At 46.2% G+C, this 22,384-nt stretch carries 21 protein-coding genes; 12 read left to right on the forward strand and 9 right to left on the reverse strand.

Going from position 1 to position 22,384, the window contains the following annotated elements; genetic code table 11:
• Positions 1 to 81: 81 nt before the first annotated feature.
• From H8B19_RS06415 to H8B19_RS06445, 7 genes are all read right to left on the reverse strand, one after another.
• Positions 82 to 1,065: a hypothetical protein gene (locus tag H8B19_RS06415; protein ID WP_186505977.1), complete on the reverse strand. Its 984-nt coding sequence runs from the start codon at positions 1,063 to 1,065 to the stop codon at positions 82 to 84.
• 366 nt (positions 1,066 to 1,431) lie between these two features.
• Complete coding sequence (locus H8B19_RS06420; protein WP_186505978.1) at positions 1,432 to 2,916, reverse strand: MBL fold metallo-hydrolase; 1,485 nt, start codon at positions 2,914 to 2,916, stop codon at positions 1,432 to 1,434.
• A gap of 170 nt (positions 2,917 to 3,086) precedes the next feature.
• Positions 3,087 to 3,275 (reverse strand): hypothetical protein, encoded by a 189-nt coding sequence (locus H8B19_RS06425; RefSeq protein ID WP_186505979.1) that lies wholly within the window; start codon positions 3,273 to 3,275, stop codon positions 3,087 to 3,089.
• A gap of 151 nt (positions 3,276 to 3,426) precedes the next feature.
• Complete coding sequence (locus tag H8B19_RS06430) at positions 3,427 to 4,614, reverse strand: PQQ-like beta-propeller repeat protein (RefSeq protein WP_186505980.1); 1,188 nt, start codon at positions 4,612 to 4,614, stop codon at positions 3,427 to 3,429.
• Positions 4,615 to 4,684: 70 nt separating this feature from the next.
• Complete coding sequence (locus H8B19_RS06435) at positions 4,685 to 5,551, reverse strand: WYL domain-containing protein (RefSeq protein ID WP_186505981.1); 867 nt, start codon at positions 5,549 to 5,551, stop codon at positions 4,685 to 4,687.
• Positions 5,552 to 5,635: 84 nt separating this feature from the next.
• On the reverse strand, positions 5,636 to 6,994 hold the full coding sequence (locus tag H8B19_RS06440) for an ATP-binding protein (RefSeq protein WP_186505982.1): 1,359 nt from the start codon (positions 6,992 to 6,994) through the stop codon (positions 5,636 to 5,638).
• On the reverse strand, positions 6,991 to 7,707 hold the full coding sequence (locus tag H8B19_RS06445) for a response regulator (protein ID WP_186505983.1): 717 nt from the start codon (positions 7,705 to 7,707) through the stop codon (positions 6,991 to 6,993). The genes H8B19_RS06440 and H8B19_RS06445 overlap by 4 nt, the downstream gene beginning before the upstream one ends.
• 176 nt (positions 7,708 to 7,883) lie before the next feature.
• Between H8B19_RS06445 and H8B19_RS06450 the strand changes: the two genes are divergently transcribed.
• The 10 genes from H8B19_RS06450 (at position 7,884) to H8B19_RS06495 (ending at position 15,717) form a co-directional block, all read left to right on the forward strand.
• A complete protein-coding gene (locus H8B19_RS06450) occupies positions 7,884 to 8,321 on the forward strand; it encodes a hypothetical protein (protein ID WP_186505984.1) in 438 nt (145 codons plus the stop codon).
• 8 nt (positions 8,322 to 8,329) lie between these two features.
• Positions 8,330 to 8,818, forward strand: coding sequence for a Na+/H+ antiporter subunit E (locus tag H8B19_RS06455; protein WP_186505985.1), 489 nt, complete (start codon positions 8,330 to 8,332; stop codon positions 8,816 to 8,818).
• Positions 8,819 to 8,821: 3 nt separating this feature from the next.
• Positions 8,822 to 9,094: an MrpF/PhaF family protein gene (locus H8B19_RS06460; RefSeq protein WP_186505986.1), complete on the forward strand. Its 273-nt coding sequence runs from the start codon at positions 8,822 to 8,824 to the stop codon at positions 9,092 to 9,094.
• Positions 9,094 to 9,414, forward strand: coding sequence for a monovalent cation/H(+) antiporter subunit G (gene mnhG, locus H8B19_RS06465; protein WP_186505987.1), 321 nt, complete (start codon positions 9,094 to 9,096; stop codon positions 9,412 to 9,414). Before H8B19_RS06460 ends, mnhG begins: the two co-directional genes overlap by 1 nt.
• Positions 9,415 to 9,489: 75 nt before the next feature.
• Positions 9,490 to 10,446 (forward strand): Na(+)/H(+) antiporter subunit B, encoded by a 957-nt coding sequence (locus H8B19_RS06470; RefSeq protein ID WP_241737511.1) that lies wholly within the window; start codon positions 9,490 to 9,492, stop codon positions 10,444 to 10,446.
• Positions 10,443 to 10,793, forward strand: a complete 351-nt coding sequence (locus tag H8B19_RS06475; RefSeq protein WP_186505988.1) for a cation:proton antiporter subunit C — start codon at positions 10,443 to 10,445, stop codon at positions 10,791 to 10,793. The genes H8B19_RS06470 and H8B19_RS06475 overlap by 4 nt, the downstream gene beginning before the upstream one ends.
• Positions 10,793 to 12,280 carry a monovalent cation/H+ antiporter subunit D family protein gene (locus H8B19_RS06480; RefSeq protein WP_186505989.1) on the forward strand — a complete coding sequence of 496 codons (1,488 nt, stop codon included), beginning with the start codon at positions 10,793 to 10,795 and terminating at the stop codon, positions 12,278 to 12,280. Before H8B19_RS06475 ends, H8B19_RS06480 begins: the two co-directional genes overlap by 1 nt.
• On the forward strand, positions 12,280 to 13,725 hold the full coding sequence (locus tag H8B19_RS06485) for a proton-conducting transporter transmembrane domain-containing protein (protein WP_186505990.1): 1,446 nt from the start codon (positions 12,280 to 12,282) through the stop codon (positions 13,723 to 13,725). The genes H8B19_RS06480 and H8B19_RS06485 overlap by 1 nt, the downstream gene beginning before the upstream one ends.
• Before the next feature lie 13 nt (positions 13,726 to 13,738).
• On the forward strand, positions 13,739 to 14,020 hold the full coding sequence (locus H8B19_RS06490; protein WP_186505991.1) for a hypothetical protein: 282 nt from the start codon (positions 13,739 to 13,741) through the stop codon (positions 14,018 to 14,020).
• Positions 14,020 to 15,717 carry a Na(+)/H(+) antiporter subunit D gene (locus H8B19_RS06495; RefSeq protein WP_186505992.1) on the forward strand — a complete coding sequence of 566 codons (1,698 nt, stop codon included), beginning with the start codon at positions 14,020 to 14,022 and terminating at the stop codon, positions 15,715 to 15,717. Before H8B19_RS06490 ends, H8B19_RS06495 begins: the two co-directional genes overlap by 1 nt.
• Positions 15,718 to 15,745: 28 nt before the next feature.
• On the opposite strand, the gene H8B19_RS06500 is transcribed toward H8B19_RS06495, so the two are convergent.
• Both H8B19_RS06500 and H8B19_RS06505 read right to left on the reverse strand, forming a co-directional pair.
• Positions 15,746 to 16,975 (reverse strand): acyltransferase family protein, encoded by a 1,230-nt coding sequence (locus H8B19_RS06500; protein ID WP_186505993.1) that lies wholly within the window; start codon positions 16,973 to 16,975, stop codon positions 15,746 to 15,748.
• A 71-nt stretch (positions 16,976 to 17,046) separates the two neighbouring features.
• The gene (locus H8B19_RS06505) at positions 17,047 to 17,646 is read right to left on the reverse strand and encodes a CIA30 family protein (protein WP_186505994.1); all 600 of its coding nucleotides are present in this window, start codon (positions 17,644 to 17,646) and stop codon (positions 17,047 to 17,049) included.
• A 209-nt stretch (positions 17,647 to 17,855) separates the two neighbouring features.
• On the opposite strand from H8B19_RS06505, the gene H8B19_RS06510 reads away from it, so the two are divergent.
• Both H8B19_RS06510 and H8B19_RS06515 read left to right on the forward strand, forming a co-directional pair.
• On the forward strand, positions 17,856 to 19,472 hold the full coding sequence (locus H8B19_RS06510; protein WP_186505995.1) for an RNA polymerase sigma factor: 1,617 nt from the start codon (positions 17,856 to 17,858) through the stop codon (positions 19,470 to 19,472).
• A 245-nt stretch (positions 19,473 to 19,717) separates the two neighbouring features.
• Positions 19,718 to 22,363: a TonB-dependent receptor gene (locus tag H8B19_RS06515; protein WP_186505996.1), complete on the forward strand. Its 2,646-nt coding sequence runs from the start codon at positions 19,718 to 19,720 to the stop codon at positions 22,361 to 22,363.
• The last annotated feature ends 21 nt before the right edge of the window (positions 22,364 to 22,384 follow it).

Below are 22,384 nucleotides of genomic sequence, written 5' to 3' on the forward strand. Positions count from 1 at the left end.
GTCTGTGGCTCATCAATCACATCCGGTTATGTCGACAATAAGCCCGGCAATCAGAGGCTCAATTTTGCTTTATTACAGGGCTTAATATTTGCCCTGATCAAATGCATTTACGATACCCCGGCTGGGTACACGACAGGTTTGTGGCGCATCAGCAAAGTAAAGGCATTTAGGTACATGGTCTTGAAAAATAAGTTTTACCGCACCTCTTGCTGTTTTACCAAATGACAAGAAATTGTAATTTGCATCAACGCGCCGAGGTCTGCCTGCATTGTCTTTTGACACTACTTTCACCGCATACACATTGCCCGGTGAGTAGCGATTCATCATCCAGCCTTTTGAGTTTTCTACGATCAAATCGTCTATTAGTTTTGTCAGATTAATGTCTTTGGCTTTAAGATTTGACGCTTTGCTGGCAATCACATCACTTAAACGTTCGCCAGAGTCTAACCGTAACCCTGGCTCACCTTTAGCAAATAGATGCATATTCATTTCAAAGCGTTTTAGCGCAGCGCTGTTACATGCATTTTGTGTAACCAGCCTGCTCATATCTCCGGCAGCGCTGACCGCTTCATCGAGTATTCTGCGAGTGGCAAACGGATCGCGATTAGTAAATATCTGACCCAGCATTTTATTGCCTAACTTACTTGCAATCTTTTTAGACGTCGCATAAAGAGCGGGATCTGCATACACGCCGGTACCGAAGTCTCTATATTCAATACACTGACTTGAGCCGGTACGCATCCCGTAGCCATTTACTTCGTATTGCTCTCTCACGCATTTACTTTCTGTCATTTCTACTTTATTTGCGGGTAAATGTGCAGCGCACTGCCTGCCAAAGGCATATAAATAATTTCCAAATAAGGTATTGAAGGCGGCGCCACCGGGTTCCAGTTTGGCGTGTTCAAAATCTCCCAGATAAATCGCGGTGAGTTCAGACTCCAGATTTAAGCCTTTATGAATAAAACTTTTAGCCGTCAATTCTGCACTTAGCGCAGAGTGAGAACAGAGGCTAAATATAAGTAAACATACACAAGAGATAGATTTGGCAGGTACAAATTCAAACATGTTCTACATCCTTATAGAATAAATTTTGAACAATTAAAGCGTGATTTGGGATGAATTCCAATGTTTCATAACAAATAAAATCTGGTAGCAACTCATTTACCGGGTGAAAAACTATTGTTACCTAAGCAGACTTCGTCGCAATAATGCCGAATTGACAGAAGTGAGTGAAGCGATACACGTGCATCAGTGGATGATGTCAGGCTTCCGCAACCATTTTTATTAAACGTTAAATCGGCATTCATTTATATGCAACGCTTTAGTATTACCAGTGAAGTTATTCAATAAATTAATAATGTTAACTTCAACAAAAACGCCAGCATCAAGCCGGCGTTGTATATTGAATTGACCTGAGTTGTAAGGTGCAGTTTAAAAAGAATAGCTTTGACAAATCGACCAGGTTTCAGGACAGTGCTTGTCACTCTCTGGTGCCATATTGGCAAGCGAATACTCAAAATCTTGTTGATCCAGCACCCTTGGACTGTGTGCGGCTGCATAGTGTTGCACCCTGACCCCGGCATTTTGCATCGCGCTGTTTAACCGGACTAAATCGGCATAACCTTGTGGGCTGCCTTGCTGTTGTCTTGAGTAATATACATCCTCTGAGAACAAGGTATTGCCGGGAGTGAAGTGCGCAACCAAGTGCATTTTTGCATGATCACTGTTAAAGGGAAATACACTAATTTTATTATCAGCAAGATGAAGTACACCATCGACCAAAACAAACTGATTATCGGCAATTGGGGTTGCCGCCGCATCACGTATGGCCGGGATCAGCTCTTGTGCGGTAACCAATTGCGCACCGAGGGTGACAGCTTCATTGACCCCACCTAAGTGATCAGCATGATGATGGGTAAAAATCTGGTATTTCAGTGGGTTAGATTTTTTGGTTAAGGTCTGAATGGCATTAAAACGTTTGGTTAAATCTTTATAGCCGCCAATGCCCACAAAATAATCACCCGCATCATAGAACAGTGAATACCCCCAGCCACTGCCTGCCTGATACAAGTTGTCCGCTACTTTTCTGCTAATAAAAGTGGCGCTATCTACTGCGTTACTAGTGCCACTTTCCTTAGTTGAAGGGAGAATAGCAAAAGCCGGGAAAGTAAGGTTTTTGGTTTGTTGATTATTTATTGTCAGACGACGTGAACTGGAGGCTGAAAACGGCTGACCTCCGCGGGTAATATAGCTGCTTGCTGCGTATAATACGCCCTTATCACGTTTATGCTGGCTAAACTCATGCACAAAGTAAGTATTGGGTAACCAGTGTTTACGCTGCATTTTTAATACTGTGCCACTTTTGGACTGGATGAAAAGTGTCATTTCAGGATAGTTACCCGCTTTAAAGGTAATCTTATGTAACTGACCATCAGGCGAACGCAATTCACCTTCATCTGTTGCATTACTGCGGTTACGATCGAGCAGCCATACCAGATATGCATCGAGGTTAATCAGGTGATTACGGTCAACATTGCCAAGAGAAATACCGCCTTGTGAAACCTGCTGTTTCTTATGATCAACCTGATAGCCCAGCTCGCCATCAAATTGTTGATGTTGGATACTAAAGTCAGCGCCCGCACTTCTTATCCAACGAAAATCCACCTGCTGAGTGGGCAATAATATGGTGGTTTGCGCGGAATAGTTAACTTTGTCAATTCGGTCGAAGCTGTAACTTTGCCCCATACGAAAACCGTTGTAGTGCTCCACCAATTCCAGGCTTTGCGCGTTGTGCAGTTTGTCGCCGCCATATTGTGCAACAACCTTGTCAATAAAGAGATCAAGCTCACTCTTATCAGCTGCTGCACAGTTAAAACAGAACAACAATAAACACAGATTAACTGGAATTTTTAACATTGGGTTTCCCTGACGTTGGCTGATTTTCTTTTGTCTAAAACCAGCATAAAAAAACTGTAAAAACAATCCTATGCCATTCAGGTAAAACGCGTGTGAAATAAGATGAAGTGAATATACTGATAAATTTACTGGCGTTTACTATGGATATAAAAAACGCCAGTCAATCCGGATTAATGCATGCCACCTGTTACGGGGGTGGCTGATGTCAGGCTTGGTACGTTAGGTTGCTTAGCCAGTTGTTGTGCTTCGGCAGTCATAGCTGCCAGAGCATCCATAATATCCAGAAATGCGATTAACTGTTTTTGATTTAAGGTGGCGGAAAGGTCTTCAATATTACGGATTAATGCCTGTGTATTCATGCTGGCTCCTGCTGTCAAAAAATTGTTATCCAAGATAGATAAACACCTATTATTCAAGAGCTATGCCATTTAATTTACTGAGCGAGTGAAATGCAATATTTAAATAAAGATAGAAAATGAGACACAAACCAGGTTGTGTCTCAACCGAAAGTTAACTGTCCCAATAGTAAGCGGTGCCATTATCACTGGCGCCAAAAATGGCATTACCATTGGCACTGATTGCCATTGGCCAGTTCATCAGTGTGGTGTCGAATTTCCATTCTAAATCGCCAGTGGCGCGATCAAACAGATAAAAGTTACCGGCACTTTCTTTTCCACCTGATTCGGGCTGGCCATCGGTAGCCGTCACCAATGTGGCATTGCTGTCCATATTTAATCCGGGGTTAGGATCGTAATCCAGCGTATATTGCCATTGCAGGGTTGGGCTGGTTGCGCTGGTGGTGTTAGCTGGACTTTGTACTGCGTACAAACAGCCATAGGCTTTGCCGTATAAGTTGGCGCCACATACTGCATAGACGTTGCCGTCGGTGCCTTTAGCTATTGAAAACGCATAGGCCACGCCCAAATCCAGATTATCCGGTGCATAAGTCCAGACCGGTGTGCCGGATGGAATCGATACTGAACTATTAAACGCCATGGCCTGGCCATCATGTCGGGACGCACCCCACCAGCTACCATCGCTGGTAATCGCAACCCGCTGAATACCGACATCGGCATCGTAACTGGTTTTAACGCTAAGACTATTATTGGCAAATTCCAACATCACTACCTGACCCGCAGCGCCCTCGGTGCCGTCGTAACTGCGAGTGGTGCCTACTACCATAATGCGGCCATCTGCAGACATAACGCCCGACTGACAATACTGAGTGTCGAAGGTGTGGCTGGCGGTTAGTTGAAAACGACCCGATACCAAACAATACACATTCAGAAAATTGCCGCTGATAGCACTGATAACCTCGCCCGAATCGGACATTGCCACCTGATTAACCCGGCTGTCTAACGATTCATCCAGCAAAATAGTGCCATTGCTGGCATCGTAGGCGCGCAAAAAACCTTTACTGCTGTCTTTTTCACCCACAGACCCACCGGCGGCGGCATATTGACTGTTACCGCTAATGGCAACCCAATACACACCCTGATAGGACTCATCGCCAATCGGATCCTGCCAGACAGGTTGATTACTGTCTGAGTTATAACAAAATACACTGAAATTACCGCTGTCATATTCCTGTGATGTACCCAGAATACAACGGCTGCCATCGGCACTGATGGCGGTTGAATTAATCTGATAACCTTGCTGTGGTACTGCCGTCCATTTGGGGCTGGCTGCTATGCTCATAACTTCTCCTACTGCTGGTTTAAAAGTACTGCGTTATTGAAAGTCCAGGTATTGCGTTTAAATTTGAGGGTTAGTCCTTATATCCTGGTGCAATGGCCAGATTATCCACATTGCGCAGGGTAAAACGGTTTTGCAGCCATAGCTGATATTCGGCGCCACTTAAGGTGCCGCGTTCGGTGCAATCCACATTCCAGCGTCTTAATAAATAACCGGCCATGGCGGCGCGTACTTCAATTAATAACTGGCTGTTTTCCATGCCGTAATCCATTTCAATCGCGGTGGGGTGTTTAACGTTTTTGGGATGGGGCACCAGTTGCAGCGGGATTAAACGTTGCCATTCAGTATCGGCTGCGGCCTGTTCATGTTGCCCGGGCGCGCTTTTAAGGGTGACCTTACTAATGCGGGTTAACACAAAATCACGGAAGCTGTTACTTTTGCGATCAAAGGCGCGCACGTGCCAGCGCAGGCCATTATCTACAATGGCGTGAGGCACCAGTTCGCGCGCGGCTGAGCCACTGGATAAGGAGGTATAAATAATGCTTACGGCTTTGTTATTGAGTATGGCTTGTACCAGTCTGGCCACAATAAAAATATCCGGCACATTTAAACTTGATGGCGCTTCCACCGGAAAATGCACATCACCGATGGCATCAAACCCATCGGAAATATCATTGGCTAATTTGGTTAGGGTGCGGCGCGCATCGTGCTCAAACAGCGGTTTAAATTCGGCCGTCTGGCAGTAGCGGCGCTCAATGGTGTCGTAGCTGAGGTTGGCTGGCGCCAGCTCTTTATATAAAGCAAAATCGCGAGAGCCGGCCGATAAGCCAATTTCAAATCGGTTAATCAGATCCTGACGGTAAATTGAGCCTTTAAATAACAGGCAAAAGTCGATGTAAGCCAGACGCTGTTTTTGCGCAAAAGAAAGAGTGTCGAACATGTATTTATCATTGTTATATTTCGATTGCGCTCCAGTGTGGTTTGTTTTCACCCGGTTGTAAAGTGGTATGTTGGTTGTATCGGTTTATTGGTCTGGCAAGGGCAAAACGATAGTAACGAGCAGGCCACCTTGCTCGGCATTTTGCAGTGTAAGCTGGCCGCCATGTGCCAGCACAATGTTTTTGGTGATGGATAAACCTAACCCCAAACCGCCGGTTTTTTTATTTCGTGACTTATCCAGGCGGCTAAAAGGCATTAATACGTAATCTTGCTTATCCGGCTCGATGCCATTGCCTTTGTCCTGTACCCGGATCTTCACCTGTTTATCATCTGCGCTGAGGGAAACTTGTGCTTGTTGGCCGTATTTAATCGCATTGTCGATAATATTGTGAATACCACGACGTATAGCAACCGGCCTGCATTTGAGCACGATTTCGTTGTTATGGTTATGCCAGATAACCGGCAGGCCTTCATCGATTAAATCCTGACACAGGGTATCCAGCAGCGTGGTAAAGTTGGTATTACGGTATTGTTCGGTGGAGTTATTGCCACGAATAAACTCAATACTCGAATTGACCATTTGTTTCATGTCGTCAACAACCCGGGTTAATCCCTCGCGTTCCTTATCATCGTTTAATAGATCACAGCGTAATTGCAGACGGGTCAGTGCTGATTTTAAGTCGTGTGAGATCGCCGCCAGCATTTCAGTCTGGCTATGAATTAAACGCTGGATCCGGCCCTGCATGGTATTAAATGTACGTGCGGCAATTTGTATTTCACGCGCGCCTTTCTCCTGCATGGGGGGCGCATCGATATTAATACCAATTTCTTCTGCTGCGCTTGCCAGCGTTTCAATCGGGCGTAACAAACGCACAATAAAATACCAGGCTGTTAGCAAGGCAATGGCGGTTAATATCAGGATATAGAACAACACAACATCGCCAAACAGCGTACTTTTTACTGGTAATTCAGCGTGAAACATGGATTGTGACTGGTCGGGAAACTGAATGGTGATAATCACATCCAGCCCTTTGTTGTTATCACTGGCAGGCAGCATGTTCAGTGATGATAACTGACGTATGCATATATCCAGTTGATGATCTTTTAGCTGGCTAAAAACCGCATGCATATCTTCCAGCATCTCCTCGGCCAGCGTGCTTTGTTCACAGGATATTTCACTGGTAGACCTGACCGCCGGATACATAGACAAAAACTGGGTTTGTGCCGCCTGCAGAATCTCACGGCGATTGGCATCCGGCATTTTTTCCGCCAGTGCCACTATGCCGGTAATACGTTCCGCCAGATCGTGGGCTTCTGTCATCAATATGGTGTCGTCGCGGGCCTTTTCATAAATCAGCAAACTGACAAATTGCGCCAGTATAAAAGTGCCGCATAACAGCAATATGGCACGGCTTTTAATATTGCCCGGGATGAATTTTGTCATTGCACATCGACATTATGCGAAAAAATATAACCCGCGCCCCAGGCAGTGCGGATAATCTCCGGACTTTTGGCGTCATCTTTAAGCTTTCTGCGTAAACGACTGATATGTGAATCAATGCTGCGATCAAAGGCGCTGCTGTTTCGGCCTTTGGTCAGGCTTAACAGCCGATCGCGTGACAGGGGGATCATTGGGTTTTGTACCAGTGCCAGCAGAATATCGTTTTCGCTGGAGGACAACACAGTAACGGTTAGCTCCTGATCAATCAGTTCCATACGTGCAGGATTGTATTGCCACTGGCCAAAACAATAAGTACCAATACTGGCGCCGGAGGGCTGATAACGAACACGGCGTAATACGGTTTTGATGCGGGCGATCAGCTCACGGCTGCCAAAGGGTTTTACCACATAATCATCGGCACCCACTTCCAGCCCTACAACCCGGTCTATTTCTTCATCCCTGGCGGTAAGCATAATCACAGGGGGCATACCGGGGTCTGAGCGCAACTGACGACATAAATCGATGCCATCTCTGCCGGGTAACATCACATCCAGCAGGATCAGGTCAATTTGTTTTTCTGCCAGCCGTGCAAACATTTCGGTACCGTTTCTGGCTGTGGTGCAGTTAAAGTTGTTCCTGATTAATAACTGTGACACCAGTTCACAAATATCTTCATCATCATCGGTTATCAGAATACTGGTTTTATTTTCATTCATTAATTACCTGACCTTAGCTAACCGTTATTTGACCCTGTTGCACTTTCATTATTCACACTTGGGCCTGTATCTCAAAATGTGATTTACCTGCACACTTTTTCATACTTTTGACAATATTTTTAACATTTTTGGTGGCAGAGTTATTTCAGGCTTTTCACAGGGTGGGTGTATTTGTCATGGCTGCCACATTTATCGTCAAAAGTTTGTTAATTACATTGTTTGTAATGGGATTTTCATTGTCGGCTCAGGCTGCATCTTTAATGAATGGTCAACGATTTATTGAGTCGTGTAAACAATCTGTCGCATCGGATAACGATGAATTGTCGCCTTGTGCCACATTTATTTATGGTTATTTAAGTGCCAGTCCCTACGTTGTATCCCACCGAACCATGCCCGAGGGCATAGGTTTACGTGCCTTTGAAACCCGTGCCCCCAGTCGCAATTCGGCAATAAAAAGCATTAAACAGGCACAATATTGTGTGGCCTTTCCACTGGATAAGGCTGTCACCGAAATTGAAATAAAAGTTGCTGAACTGGATTTAGTGACAGGTAACGAGTTACCGGAAACTTTGCTTAAGAATGTACTGGATAGTCACTTCAGTTGTCCTGAATAAGGTGAAATATGGCTAAACAGATTTTTGCGCGTCATACCGTTAGCGTTATTTTTACCCTTGCTGTGATCTGGGGGGCAAACTCCTGGAACTGGGATCCTTTACTTATTGCGTTTGGCGTGCTCTCGGTCTTACTGGTGGCGTGGATATGTCACCGTATGGATGTGATTGATCATGAGTCACAACCCTTTCATCTCACCCTGCGTTTGCCTGCTTATTATGCGTGGCTGATTAAACAAATTGTGCTGAGCAATATTGATGTGGTTAAGCGTGTCTGGCGATCAGATAGTTCCAGCTCGGCAGTTTTGGCAAGGTTACCTGTTGAACAGTCGACGGACGTGGGGCGGGTCATTTACGCCAATTCGGTTAACCTGACTCCCGGTACTTTGGTGGTTGAGCTGTCTAACACACAAATGCTGGTGCATGCATTAACGCAGGAAAGTATCACCGAATTACAACAAGGCGAAATGAGTCGCAAAGTGACTGAGCTGGAGGGCTAAGCCATGTTAACTGTGATCACTGTTACCTTGTTGCTGGTTATGGTTCTGGCGCTAATCCGTGCCTTTAAGGGGCCATCCGTTTTTGACCGCGTGCTGGCGGCCAATGTGTTTGGGACCAAAACCGTCCTGCTTATCGCGGTGATGGGTTTTTTATTCGGACGTCCCGAGTTTTTGGATATCGCGATGATCTATGCCCTGATCAATTTCATCAGTGTGATTGGTATTTTACGTTACTTCGAATTTACCCATGGTGGTAAAGCGGAGGATGAAACCTGATGGATTTGTTTATCAGCATTTTAAGCGGTGTTTGCATGGCGTTGGGTGGTATTTTGCTTATTTCCGGTGCGGTGGGGGTATTGCGCTTTTCTGACTTCTATAACCGTCTTCATGCGGCGGGTGTCACCGATACGCTGGCGGCAAGTCTGATTCTGTTTGGGCTGATGCTGTTGTCTGAGCACAGCGGGATTTTACTCAAGCTGATCTTAATTCTGTTATTTGTGCTGCTAACCAGCCCCACCGCCAGTCATGCACTGGCAAAAGCGGCGTGGAAAGCTGGTCTCAAACCGGATACCAGCAACGATAAACCCGGGCAATGATAAAGGCTGTTGTGGTGCAGATTGATACAGGAGGGGTAAATCATCGAACTGATAATTAATGTGGTGCTGTTATCCATGCTGATTGTTGTGGCCTGTTTTATTGCGCGCAGCAAGGATTTAATGGTGACAGTTATCCTGTTCAGTATTTATGGATTGTTATGTGCCAGCTTTTTTATGCTGATGGATGCGGTGGATGTGGCGTTTACTGAAGCCGCGGTTGGTGCCGGCATATCTCCTTTATTGATGCTGATTACACTGGCCAGTGTTGGGCGTTTTCAACAAGCCGGACGTTATCCGGTTGTGCTGATTGGTTTTATCGGTGCTGTTTTGGGTGGTTTGTTGGTTTGGGCAACCTTGGGTATGCCCATGTTCGGCGATGCGCTGGCACCGGTTCACCAGCATGTTGCTCCCAGATATATTGAAGAGTCGGGTGTGGAAGTTGGTGTTCCTAATATCGTGACCTCGGTTTTAGCCAGTTACCGGGCTTTTGATACGCTTGGCGAAGTGGTGGTGATTTTTACCGCCGGTGTGGGGGTATTATCGCTACTGGGAGGTGGCTCTTATCAAAAGCGTTTTTTGATTGATCGCATTATCGATCGCGAAGAGCACAAGATATTACGTGTTGTCAGCAAAATTCTGATTCCGCCGATTTTGTTATTTGCCTTGTATGTGCAGTTTCACGGTGACTATGGTCCGGGTGGCGGCTTTCAGGCCGGGGTGATTTTTGCCGCTGGTGTGGTGCTGTATACGCTGTTTTTTGGTTTGAAAGTGGTGCAGCAGGTTATCAGCGAAATGAGTGTCAGAGTGCTGGCCGCACTGGGTGTGCTTCTTTATGGCTGCGTGGGATTGGTGTCTTTACTCAAAGGACACAACTATCTGGATTATTATGCACTCGCGGCTAACCCAAAAACTGGCCAGCATCTCGGTATTTTGGTGATTGAACTGGGTGTCGGCATTACGGTTGCCAGCGTGATGATTCTATTCTTCTACACCTTTGCCAGAAACTTCGGCGGCAGAGGAGCGGTATCATGAGCCTTATGTCAGGTCTGTTTAATTACTGGGCGGTAGCCGCATTATTGCTGATAGGTCTGGGCATCGTGGTGTGGCAGGGAAACCTGATAAAAAAACTGGTGGGGCTGAGCATTTTCCAGACTGCGGTTTTCATTTTTTACATCAGTGTTGGCAAGGTGGCTGGCGGCACCGCGCCGATTCTGGACGACAGTTATAGCCAGTATTCCAATCCTTTACCTCATGTACTTATCTTAACCGCGATTGTGGTGGGTATTGCCACGACGGCATTAGCGCTGGCACTGGTGATTCGCATTAAAGCCAGTTACGGCAGTGTGGAAGAAAGCGACATTAACGGGCAGGACAAATAGTGTTTAGTCATCTGGCAATTTTACAGGTTGTGGTGCCACTGATGGGCGCCCCTGCATGTTTCATGTTAGGCAAAGCACGCCTGACCTGGCTGATGTCGTTACTTATTTCGGTGGTGACATGTGCCATTAGTATCGGGTTGTTACTGCAGGTTTATCAGCAAGGCCCAATTAGTTACGCACTGGGAGGCTGGCAGGCGCCGTGGGGCATTGAATATCGTATCGATATTATTAATGCCTATATGTTGCTTATTGTGTCTGCCATGGGCGCGCTGGTTTTGCTTGCCGCCAAAGATACTGCGTTAACCGACATTGATGAACATCGCCGCCCGTTATTTTATGTGGCCTATTTATTATGTTTAGCCGGTTTGCTGGGCATTGCTGCCACCGGTGATGCATTTAATGTATTTGTGTTTCTGGAAATCTCGTCGTTATCCATGTACTGCCTTATCGCGCTAAATAAGGATCGCCGTGCTTTATGGGCTGCGTTTCGTTACTTAATCGTGGGCACCATTGGGGCGACCTTTATTTTAATTGGTATCGGTTATCTGTACATGATGACAGGTACTCTAAATATGCAGGATCTGGCACAGCGTTTACCTGCCATTGCTGATAATAATGCGGTTATCAGTGCTTATGCCTTTATTATGGTGGGTGTAGGCCTCAAATTAGCGCTTTTCCCGTTACATTACTGGTTACCTAATGCCTATACCCATGCGCCCAATCTGGTTACTGCATTTTTAGCCGCAACTGCCACCAAAGTTGCGGTGTATCTGGTGATACGCTTCAACTTTTTTGTGTTTTCTCCCAGCTGGGCCGACTTTATCCAACTTGGCAATCATGTTCTGTTGATTCTGGGCAGTGTGGCTGTGTTATGGGCTTCCTGGATTGCCATTCGCCAAACTGACATTAAACGATTACTGGCTTATTCCAGTGTGGCGCAAATCGGTTATATGGTGATGGGGATCGGCATGAGTTCGTTACTGTCACTGCAAGCCAGCTTATTGCATTTGTTTAACCATGCCCTGATGAAAGGTGGTTTGTTTTTGGTATTAGCTACGATTGCTTTAAGGCTGGGCAGTGTGGACACCTCTCAGCTACGCGGGCTGGCGCAACGTATGCCGTTAACCTTTTGGGCATTTGTGATTGGCGGTCTTAGTCTTATTGGTATGCCTGCTACCGCCGGGTTTATTAGCAAGTGGTATTTAGTACAGGCCGCGATAGAACAACAAAGCTGGTTGCTGGTTGCTGTGGTGTTAGCAGGCTCAGCTCTGGCCGCGATTTATGTTTGGAAAGTGGTGGAAGTCTTCTGGTTTACGGATAAAAACACCGCCTCCAACACCCGGCATCTGTCGCAACCGCAAGTACCCGTTACCATGAGTATTGCGATGTGGTTACTGATAATCGCCAATGTTTATTTTGGTATTGATACCCGCCTGCCGGTCACACTCAGTGAGATGGGCGCACAGTTGTTAAGCGGAGCGTCGTAATGGAATATTCATTAGCACTGCAAATACTGATTTTGTTACCTGTGTTGCTGGTGCCCGCTATCGTTTTAACTAAAAACTCACCGAATATGCGTGAGGCTGTGTCACTCGCCGGTGGTGTTGTGCTGCTATGTCTGGCGATATTCTGTTATCAGTCATTAGCCAGTGAACAGCCAACACAAGTTACCTGGCTGGAGATTTTGCCCGGGTTGAGTCTGTCATTTCTGATTGAGCCTTATGGGGTGTTATTTGCGCTGGTCGCCAGCTTTTTGTGGATAGTCACCACCTTGTACGCTATTGGTTATATGCGCGGCCATAACGAAAGTAACCAAACCCGTTTTTATGCCTGTTTTGCCATTGCCATTACGGGTGTGATGGGGGTGGCCATGGCGGAAAACCTGTTCACCCTGTTTTTGTTCTATGAATTATTAACCTTAAGTACTTATCCGCTGGTCACGCACGCTGGCAATGATAAGGCAAAAACGGGTGGGCGGATTTACCTGAGTATTTTGCTGGGGACCTCAATATTATTGCTGCTGCCCGCCATCATCATTACCTGGTCGCTAACCGGCACGCTGTCATTTCAGCAGGGGGGGATTTTGAGTCAGTTGGATTCCCCTGTGCTGACATCGGTGTTGTTAGTGTTATTTGTGTTTGGTATCGGCAAAGCAGCGTTGATGCCGGTTCATCGCTGGCTGCCCGCTGCTATGGTGGCGCCAACACCTGTCAGTGCGTTATTGCATGCAGTGGCTGTGGTAAAAGCCGGGGTCTTTTCATTATTAAAAGTGTGTGGATTTATCTTTGGCGGTGACTTACTGGCATCGCTTGATGTCACTCAGTGGTTACTTTATCTGGCGGGTGTAACCATCATTATCTCCTCATTGATTGCCATGCGTCAGGATAACCTTAAAGCCAGACTGGCCTATTCAACCGTAAGCCAGCTGAGTTACATCACGCTTGGCGCATTGCTGGCAACGTCTTTAAGCCTGACCGGCGGCGCGATGCATATCGCCATGCACGCTTTTGGCAAAATTACTCTGTTTTTTTGTGCCGGCGCTATTTATGTGGCTTGCCATAAAACTCAGGTCAGCGAGTTGCGCGGTTTAGGCAAACAAATGCCGGTGACCATGGTGGCATTTTTTATCGGCAGTTTAAGCATTATTGGCTTACCTCCTGCCGGTGGTACCTGGAGTAAGTGGTATTTAGTGATGTCGACTATCGACGCCAGTCAGTGGTTTTTGTTGGTGGCGCTAATGTTAAGTTCGCTGCTGAATATTGTTTATCTGCTGTCGATTCCTGTACAGGCGTTTATGCCGGTTAAAAATAACCCGGTGCAAGGCATAAAAGAAGCACCGTTATTTTCTCTCGGAGCGATTGTGGTGACATCACTGGGATGCATCTGGTTGTTTGTGCAGCCGCAATGGTTACTTGATCTGATCCAGCAGTGAAGAGGGCAATGTAATGACAAATAAAACACATTTTTTTGATTCTGAAAAAAACGTCAAATGGGTCATTCGCGCACTTTATATCTGTTGTGGCGTGTTGTTTGCGCTGGATTTTATCGTGAACCGCTACAGCAAACATCCGTGGGAATGGATCTGGGGATTTTATCCTGTATATGGCTTTGTCGGCTGTGTGATTCTGGTAGTGGTAGCCAAGTGGATGCGCAAACTGGTAATGCGAGATGAAAATTATTATCAGCCTGCAGAATCTGAAGCAGAGCAACACAACGGGGGCCAGTAATGGAGCATCTGTTCAATAGCGTGCCACCCTTTGTTGTGTTTTATATCACGGCCGTTTTTGCCTTTGTATTGGAAGGCCGCACCCGCACTGTCTTTATGTTGGCGGGCATCGTATTAAGTGCGCTGAATTTACTGGGGCTAAGTGCCGGAGATAACTGGCAGCTGCAATTTATGTCATTTGAGCTTACCCCTGTGCGTGTTGATCAGCTCAGTCTGTTGTTTGGTTATTTGTTTCATATTGCCGCGTTAATCGGGGTGATTTACGCCATCCACGTTAAAGATGCCGTGCAGCAGTCCATGAGTTTGTTATATGCCGGTAGTGCATTGGGAGCGGTATTTGCTGGTGATTTACTGACCCTGTTTTTATTCTGGGAGGTGCTGGCGGTCAGCTCGGCTTTTCTTATATGGGCGCGCCAGACCGATACCGCGTTTCATGCGGGCATGCGTTACCTGATTATTCAGGTGTTATCCGGGGTCATTTTACTTGCCGGTGCCATTTTCTATTTTGTGCAGCAGGGTAATCTGAGTTTTGATTATATTGGCCTGAACTCAGTCGCTGGCTGGCTGATATTTATTGCGTTTGGTATTAAGTGCGCGTTTCCCTTTGTACATAACTGGCTGACGGATGCTTACCCTGAATCCACGCCCATTGGTACCGTATTTTTAAGTGCGTTTACCACTAAAGTGGCGGTGTATTCGCTGGCTCGCGGATTTCCGGGAACGGAACTGCTGGTATATATCGGTGCGGTCATGGCCTGCTTCCCGATTTTTTATGCAGTGATTGAAAATGACTTGCGCAGAGTGCTGGCGTACAGCCTGGTTAACCAACTCGGTTTTATGGTGGTTGGCATCGGTATAGGCACTGCGTTGTCGTTAAATGGTGCGGTGGCGCATGCGTTTACCGACGTGATTTTTAAAGGCTTGCTGTTTATGTCGATGGGCGCAGTGTTGCATATGACAGGGCGCATCAATGGCTCCGAATTGGGCGGTTTATATAAATCGATGCCCAAAACCACCTTGCTGTGCATTATTGGCGCGGCGTCGATTTCGGCATTCCCTTTATTTAGCGGGTTTATTAGTAAATCGATGATCATGACCGCGGCCCTGCAAGAAAAATATAATGGCGTGTGGCTGATATTGTTGTTTGCATCCGCCGGGGTGTTTCACCATGCAGGCATTAAAATTCCTTATTTCGCCTTTTTTGCCCACGACTCCGGTATTCGTACCACGGAACCACCTAAAAACATGTTGTTTGCGATGTTTATTGCTGCCACCTTGTGTGTGGGGCTTGGCATGTTCCCGCAGACCTTGTATCAATTATTGCCTTATCAGGCATCTTATACCGCATATGATGTCACCCACGTGCTGACTCAGCTGCAACTTTTATGTTTCTCGGCACTGGCGTTTGTATGGCTTAATCAAAAAGGCCTGTACCCGCCGGAGTTACCCTCGGTAAATCTGGAGTTTGACTGGTTATATCGTCGTGCATTGCCGGTTGGAGCGTTAGTTGTGCTACAGCGGCTTAAAGCTGTGCAACAGCTTGTCTATCAGGGGGGCTATAAACTTTATTGTCAGCTTGGGGCGCTGGAACATAACCGACAAGTGAGTAAAGTCATGGTTTTCTCGCAGTCAACTGCAGGCATGGTGACCTGGCTTGCGCTGTTGCTGACGGTGTTTTTACTAGTGGGCGTAGTGTAAAAGGGGCAGGGAAAGCCCCGGTTTTTATTCAGATAATAATGGTTTTAGTGGTACCTGAATGCCTGCGAGAAAACAATTTGCGGCTTTTGCGTTTGCCGTTTAATACCGCACCGATAAAGGTTGAGCGAATAAACAAATCGTAAATTAGTAGTGACAAACCTATGGTAATCCCACACACCGCCAATAGTTTTAAAGACCAGTGAAAAGGTAACTCCGCAAAGGCGATTTGTAACCAGATGACTAACGGCAGGTGAATTAAATATAGCCAGTAAGAGGCATCGGCCAGATAACGGACCACCGGACTGGCGCGATGGAATAATTTGTGACAAAGCCCAAGCGTGAGCGCAATAAGACTGCACATCATTAACGCATAACTGAGCAAATAAGCTGTTTTTATTAGCAGGTAATAACCATGGCTGGTTTGCATCTCGTAAGCCGACAGCTGTACACAACTGACAGATGCTGCGATGCATAACAATACCTTACTAATACTTAATCGGGCAAAGGCAGTGATTAAAGCCGACTGGCGATGGAGTAACCATCCCAGTGCAAAAAAGACCGTATAAATAACAGTGACCGGCCAGCTGGGAATTAATGATTTATCCGGTGTATCCACTCCCCAGTGTTGCATATACCAAAGTCCGGCAACCAAAGGCAAAGCCAGCATGTACAAACCCAAAGGCGAGTTGCATAGTTTTTTTACAAACTTGTCTGCCAGCCTTCCAAGGCGGGCTTTAAGCTCTGTATTCAGTGATATCAGAGTGCGAAGCAGCAGGACAATAGTGGTAACAAGTAACAAATAATACAAAAACCACAGGTGTGTGCCGGTTAAAAATTCCTGCGTAAAATTGCGAAGACCAGCAAACCCTTGTTGCAGTGCCCCTGTTATGTCTGCATCCCCCCGCATACTTTGCGCCCCCATTATCCAGCCTGATACCAGTAAAGGTCTTAGCAGGAACCAGCCAACAACCAGAGGAACCGCAATTTTGACAGCGCGTGATTTAACAAATGTCCGCCAACCAGCACGGTGGAACGTCATATGACTAAAAAAGCCTGCGATAAGAAAAAACAGTTCCATGCGAAAACTGTGACTGATTAGCACAAAATAAGGAACCAGCTTACTGGTGGATACATCCATTACCGCCCAGCCAATAAAGATTGGCATAAACGATAAACTGGCATGAAACACAATGCCGAGCAATAGTGCCAGTGCTCGCGCTGCATCCAGATAATCAAGTCGGTGTGATTGAGTTGTCATGTCATTTCGCCTGTGCAGGTTATTGGAAATGGGATGCGCTCTTATGCATCCCGTTTTGGTGCGATGTTGAATCAATAGAAGCCGATTTCGTCGATTTCAAAATCAAATGAGGCTTTTTGCATAGCAAAGGCGGTGATACTGATGCTGTTTAAGGTCGCTGCATTTAATGGCGTTTGTTCCGACCAGCCGCGTTTCATGGAGGTAAAGGGAATTTTTACTTCATGGAATTGCCCATCTGCTACAACCGATACGGGGGAGGCGTGATAGTCATAATTGGTCACTTCAGTACTGTTGGCAGAGACAGACATAGTGCCACTGTTAATTTTGACCAGTAAACGAAGACCTGTGTACTGACTGGCATCCTGAGGCATGCCCATTTCTGCCAGAGGCAGTATCGAGCTGGCCCAGCCCGGTTGACCGCGGGGAGGGGTAATATCACCTTTTAAATACATGATACCAGAGCTGATTTTGTTATTGGTGTGGGTGTTGCCTCCGGCCACGCTGTCATTCATAAACTGGCGTTGTAAACCGGATTGTGTCTGCTGCGCATGACTAAAATCGTCAACTATAGCCGGTAAGGTGGCGCTGAGAACGTTACAGGAAAACGCCAGCAGGGGTAAAAAAGCCAGTGTTTTAACTGAGGCTTGTAAAGGGTTGTTAAGGTTTTTCATTTTTTCTCTCCGGGATTCATTTGTATTTGGTTGGCTGTTACATGGCTTTCAGATTGTTCTGGTTATTAAGTGGTTAGCGAATAAATAAAGGTGACAAAAAATTTGAAATTTTTTTCAGCAGTAAAAAATGCCATGATGGAAAAATAATCTGTCACCTTTTATGCAAATCCCGGCACTTAGAGTTATCGAACCCAAAAAATCAGATACGCATGAAACTGTTTAAATCAGCAAGCCGTTTAAATAAAACCAATGATGCAACCCTGGTGATGTATTCATTAGGCGGCGATCGCGATGCCTTTTGTTCCATCGTTACCCGTTACCAAAGTTTGTTATGTTCTTTGGCGTATTCGTCGGTAGGTGATGTAAAACACAGTGAGGATATTGCCCAGGAAGCCTTTGTTGAAGCGTGGAAAAAGCTTGATACCTTGCGTGATCCGGAAAAACTCAAATCGTGGTTATGTGGGATCCTGCGCTTTAAGGTCAGTCATTATCGTCGTAGTGAACAACATCAGCCGTTACAACATGCCGATGATGTGCAACAACATGACTCACTGGCAGAAGATAAGACTGAACTGGACCAGCAGGCGATTGACCAGCAACAACAAAGTTTATTGTGGAAAGTGCTGGATAGTATGGAAGATAACTATCGTGAACCTCTGGTGTTGTTTTATCGTGAAGAGCAATCGGTGGAGAAAGTTGCTGCTGCGCTGGATCTGTCCGAGGACACGGTTAAACAACGATTATCGCGTGGACGAAAATTACTAAAACGCGCTATGTCTGGTTTTGTGGAAGAGGCGTTACACAAATCCAAACCGGGAGTGGCTTTTACCGCCGGTGTACTGGCGGCAATCAGTGGCATTTCACCACCCGCTAAAGCGGCTGCTTTGGGGGCTGGTGCGGCCAAAGGCGGTTCGTCTCTTTCTGGTGTCGGTATGCTGAGCATACTGGCGGTATTATCCGGATTTATTAGTTCATTTTTTGGTTTACGTGCCAGTCTTGATCAATCACGTACCCGCCGAGAGCGCATTCTGGCGATTAAATGTATCAGCCTGTATATGTTGTTTGCCGCTATTTATGTTGCGGGTACGCTTGGCTGTAAATATGCTGCCTTGCATCATGCTGACAGCAAAGGGGCACTAACCCTGATCGCAATCGCGTTAATGCTGGCATTTGCTATCAGTTATTTATTGCTGACTCATCGCATGTTTGCTGCCATGCACAAGTTAAGAAAACAGGAACGTATTTTTCATCCGCAGGCCTTTAGCTCTGCCGTCGATCAAAGCGGTGCTAAACAGCGTGAATATGTTAGCCGTTGGCGCTTATGGGGAGTACCGCTGGTACATTTCCAGTTTGCTATGCATGAAGCCGGTGATCCTCCTGCATTTGGCTGGATAGCCGGAGGCAGCCAGGCCAGAGGTTTATTATTTGCGTGGGGTGGAGTTACCTTCGCCCCTGTGAGTGTCGGTATTGTTTCATTTGGCGTAATTAGTCTGGGAGCTGTGGGATTCGGTGTACTGAGCTTTGGCACAGTGGCCGTTGGCCTGATTGGTTTTGGTGCCTCAGCCATCGCATATAAAGCGTATTCTTCCTTGTCTTCTTTAGGGTGGGAAAGTGCTTTTAGTGGCGGATTTGCTATTGCTAAAGATGCGTCAATTGCACCACTGGCGTATGCGACCGAAATCAATAACCAACTGGCTGCTGAAATATCTAATTTGAATGCTTTTCATCTCAGTTATCAGTGGATTTTGGCCATTGTATCTTTTGTGGTGATAGTGCCAGCTGCATGGCATGCACATCAGGTCAGACAGCGAATGAAAATCGACTAAATCATCATAACCTGATGCAGCAAACATGTGTTTTTCCCAATTATAATGACGAATTTTCTCTGTGCTTCTGATGTATTTGTGTAAACGGATCTACAGTTGAATAATTCAGATTAACTCGCCCGAAACACTGTTATTTCGGGCATTTTTTTAAAATGCGTCAGGTTTTTTTCATTTTCCGTAAGCTTATTTAAATAAACAATCATATGGTGACTTAACAAAATAATAACATTGATTAAGGGATCCCTATGCAGCGTTGTCAGATTATCACTCCGCAAAAGTTGAACACATCAAAGACTCTTCTTGCCGCCGCGCTCAGCAGTATATTGTTTAGCGTTAGTTCTGCTGCTTATGCACAGCAAGCGGCTGAGCAGGACGATACCGAAGTGATTATGGTTACTGCGCAAAAGCGTCAGCAAAACATTATGAAAGTGCCGGTGGTGGTTGATTCTGTGTCAGCCGACACCTTAAAAAAGACCAATTCCATTTTACTAAGTGATATCGATAAGTTTGTACCCGGGTTTGATTTTTCCGACAGCAACATGACTCAGGCCGGTATCAGCATGCGCGGTATTAGCAGTCCCAACATTAGCGTGGGTGGTGATCCTTCTTCAGCGACTTTTTTTGATGGTGTGTATATGCCACGCGCTGCGCAAAATGTTTTGTTTTCGGATATTGCGCGAATTGAAGTGTTAAAGGGCCCGCAGGGAACCTTGTTTGGGCGTAATGCCGCCATGGGGGTAGTGAATATCATGCCCAATGCCCCGGAAAATGATGACAGAGGATTTGTTAAGGCGGTATTGGGAACCGATAATCTGCGTCGTTATGAGCTGATGGCTAATAAGGCGCTAACCGATACTTTTTTTGTCAGGGTTAATGCACTGGTCAATACGCAGGATGGGCTGGCGGAAAATATTTATCAGGCGCCGTGGAATAGCGGCACCAAAGAGTGGGATCCGGGAGCTAAAGATCACAATGCGGCACGTATCAGCATTAAATGGTTGCTGAGTGACGATACCGATCTGCAATTATCTTATGACTATGACGATCTGGAACAGGCGCCTCCGATTGAAATAGGGGTCAGCCAGTGGGCATACGGTGGCGGTAAAGATTTATTCTCCGGCAAAGTAGAAAACGATGTGCGCAACGGCGTTGAATCGCGCGACATGTATGCCTATACCGCTAAATTAAATCATCAGTTTGATGATCAATTGTCGTTGGCCTATACCATTAGCTATCGTGACTGGAAAACCGTTAATCGCGAAGATGAAGACGGCACCAAAGATATTACCCGCTATTTCGATACCTCTAATAATGAAGATTCGAGTATTTTCTATCAGGAGTTACAGCTTAATTACGTCAGCGACAAAGTGAACGTGGTGGGTGGATTTTCTTATTCAAATGAAGAGGTCACGCAAACATCGGAGCTTAATTTAACCGCCGATTCTGCTGCGCGATTTGTTACCGGCTCATTGAATGAAGAAATTAAAGGCACCATTGCTGCGCAAATTGCTGACATGATCCAGGTGGATGCCTTTGGCGGTGATGCCGATGCCGCAGCACAGAATGCCTTTGGTCCCGGCGCAACCTTTGCGGGAGTGGTCGACAATTATTACCAGAGCGCAGGGTTTCCTATCGATCATTTATGGGATGCTAATGCCTGGGCCGGTGCGTTAAATGCACTAGGCTTTGGTGATGCCATTATGGGATTAATCGGCATGGGAGGTATGCCTTTAACCGGCGATGTGGTGACGGCAACCGGCAACGTGACTTACGATATTGTTGCGCAACAAATGGGCATCGCTGAAATTTTTGGCCCGAGTTATTCGGGGCAGTTCTGGGAGGAGAGTATTAACAACACCGGTGATTTTACCAACTGGGGTGTGTATCTGGATGCTGACTGGTCATTGAATGATAAATGGAACATTCTGGCCGGATTGCGCTATTCCCGCGATGCTAAAGACTTTTCCTGGTATATCCCCATGACTAGTTTCGCAAAACTTCGTCCAGGGGTGGATAATATCCTGTTTCCGATGACCAAAGATGACAAGGGTAACAGTGCGCCGATTCTGGCATCAGATTCGTGGGACAAAATTACCGGACGTCTGGTGGCCGAATATCAGGTCAATAACGACCACATGCTATTTGCTTCATTTTCTACTGGCTATAAAGCGGGTGGTTATGATTCGCTGGTAGTTTCTTCGGCACAGCAGCCTTTTAAACCGGAAGATACCACTAACTTTGAGCTGGGTTACAAAGGTATTGCTTTTAATTCCTTGCGTACCACCGCCAGTATTTATCATTTGCAGTTAGATAACCGTCAGCGCTCCATCAGTTCTAAAGCACCGGATAGCAGTACCGCAGTACCCACAATCATCAACGGTGATACCACCATTAATGGTCTGGAACTGGGACTGGAGTGGGCTGTGACCAGTAGTCTGAATCTTGGATTAGTCACCGAATACCGTGATTCAGATGAAGAGTGGGAAGAGTTTTACAATGAGGAAGGGACCTTTGTTCCATCCGAGAAAAACAGCAGAAAAGCCAGTAATAATTATACATTACGTGCTGACTGGATCCCGGACATAGGCAGTGGCACAACAACCATTCATGTGGATTACACCTTTGTGGAAAATACCAATGCCGATGAAGTGGGGCTGGAAGAATACAAAAAAGCGGTGACGGCCTACTTTAAAGATACCCAGGACTTAAATGCGCGAATTTCATGGGAAAGCAGTGATGATCAGTTCGAAGTTGCACTGTGGTCGAAAAATCTGCTGGATAAACGTTATGTAACCGGATTGGGAGGGTTGACTGCCAGTATTTTAGGCACACCGGTCGCCACCATCAATCGTGGACGTGAAGTGGGTATCGATCTGACCTACCACTTTTAACCTTTTACTGCTGTTATGCAG

Origin of the sequence: Neptunicella marina, from assembly GCF_014270035.1 — a bacterium.
GTDB classification, from domain to species: Bacteria; Pseudomonadota; Gammaproteobacteria; order Enterobacterales; family Alteromonadaceae; genus Neptunicella; species Neptunicella marina.

Bases quoted from the DNA above. Each gene is read 5' to 3' on its own strand.
- H8B19_RS06460 (WP_186505986.1), top strand. From the start codon at position 8,822: ATGTTAACTGTGATCACTGTTACCTTGTTGCTGGTTATGGTTCTGGCG.
- H8B19_RS06505 (WP_186505994.1), bottom strand. From the start codon at position 17,646: ATGAAAAACCTTAACAACCCTTTACAAGCCTCAGTTAAAACACTGGCT.
- H8B19_RS06485 (WP_186505990.1), top strand. From the start codon at position 12,280: ATGGAATATTCATTAGCACTGCAAATACTGATTTTGTTACCTGTGTTG.
- H8B19_RS06510 (WP_186505995.1), top strand. From the start codon at position 17,856: ATGAAACTGTTTAAATCAGCAAGCCGTTTAAATAAAACCAATGATGCA.
- H8B19_RS06440 (WP_186505982.1), bottom strand. From the start codon at position 6,994: ATGACAAAATTCATCCCGGGCAATATTAAAAGCCGTGCCATATTGCTG.
- H8B19_RS06500 (WP_186505993.1), bottom strand. From the start codon at position 16,975: ATGACAACTCAATCACACCGACTTGATTATCTGGATGCAGCGCGAGCA.
- H8B19_RS06470 (WP_241737511.1), top strand. From the start codon at position 9,490: ATGCTGATTGTTGTGGCCTGTTTTATTGCGCGCAGCAAGGATTTAATG.
- H8B19_RS06455 (WP_186505985.1), top strand. From the start codon at position 8,330: ATGGCTAAACAGATTTTTGCGCGTCATACCGTTAGCGTTATTTTTACC.
- H8B19_RS06435 (WP_186505981.1), bottom strand. From the start codon at position 5,551: ATGTTCGACACTCTTTCTTTTGCGCAAAAACAGCGTCTGGCTTACATC.
- H8B19_RS06430 (WP_186505980.1), bottom strand. From the start codon at position 4,614: ATGAGCATAGCAGCCAGCCCCAAATGGACGGCAGTACCACAGCAAGGT.
- H8B19_RS06420 (WP_186505978.1), bottom strand. From the start codon at position 2,916: ATGTTAAAAATTCCAGTTAATCTGTGTTTATTGTTGTTCTGTTTTAAC.
- H8B19_RS06515 (WP_186505996.1), top strand. From the start codon at position 19,718: ATGCAGCGTTGTCAGATTATCACTCCGCAAAAGTTGAACACATCAAAG.
- H8B19_RS06475 (WP_186505988.1), top strand. From the start codon at position 10,443: ATGAGCCTTATGTCAGGTCTGTTTAATTACTGGGCGGTAGCCGCATTA.
- H8B19_RS06445 (WP_186505983.1), bottom strand. From the start codon at position 7,707: ATGAATGAAAATAAAACCAGTATTCTGATAACCGATGATGATGAAGAT.
- H8B19_RS06425 (WP_186505979.1), bottom strand. From the start codon at position 3,275: ATGAATACACAGGCATTAATCCGTAATATTGAAGACCTTTCCGCCACC.
- mnhG (WP_186505987.1), top strand. From the start codon at position 9,094: ATGGATTTGTTTATCAGCATTTTAAGCGGTGTTTGCATGGCGTTGGGT.
- H8B19_RS06415 (WP_186505977.1), bottom strand. From the start codon at position 1,065: ATGTTTGAATTTGTACCTGCCAAATCTATCTCTTGTGTATGTTTACTT.
- H8B19_RS06450 (WP_186505984.1), top strand. From the start codon at position 7,884: ATGGCTGCCACATTTATCGTCAAAAGTTTGTTAATTACATTGTTTGTA.
- H8B19_RS06495 (WP_186505992.1), top strand. From the start codon at position 14,020: ATGGAGCATCTGTTCAATAGCGTGCCACCCTTTGTTGTGTTTTATATC.
- H8B19_RS06490 (WP_186505991.1), top strand. From the start codon at position 13,739: ATGACAAATAAAACACATTTTTTTGATTCTGAAAAAAACGTCAAATGG.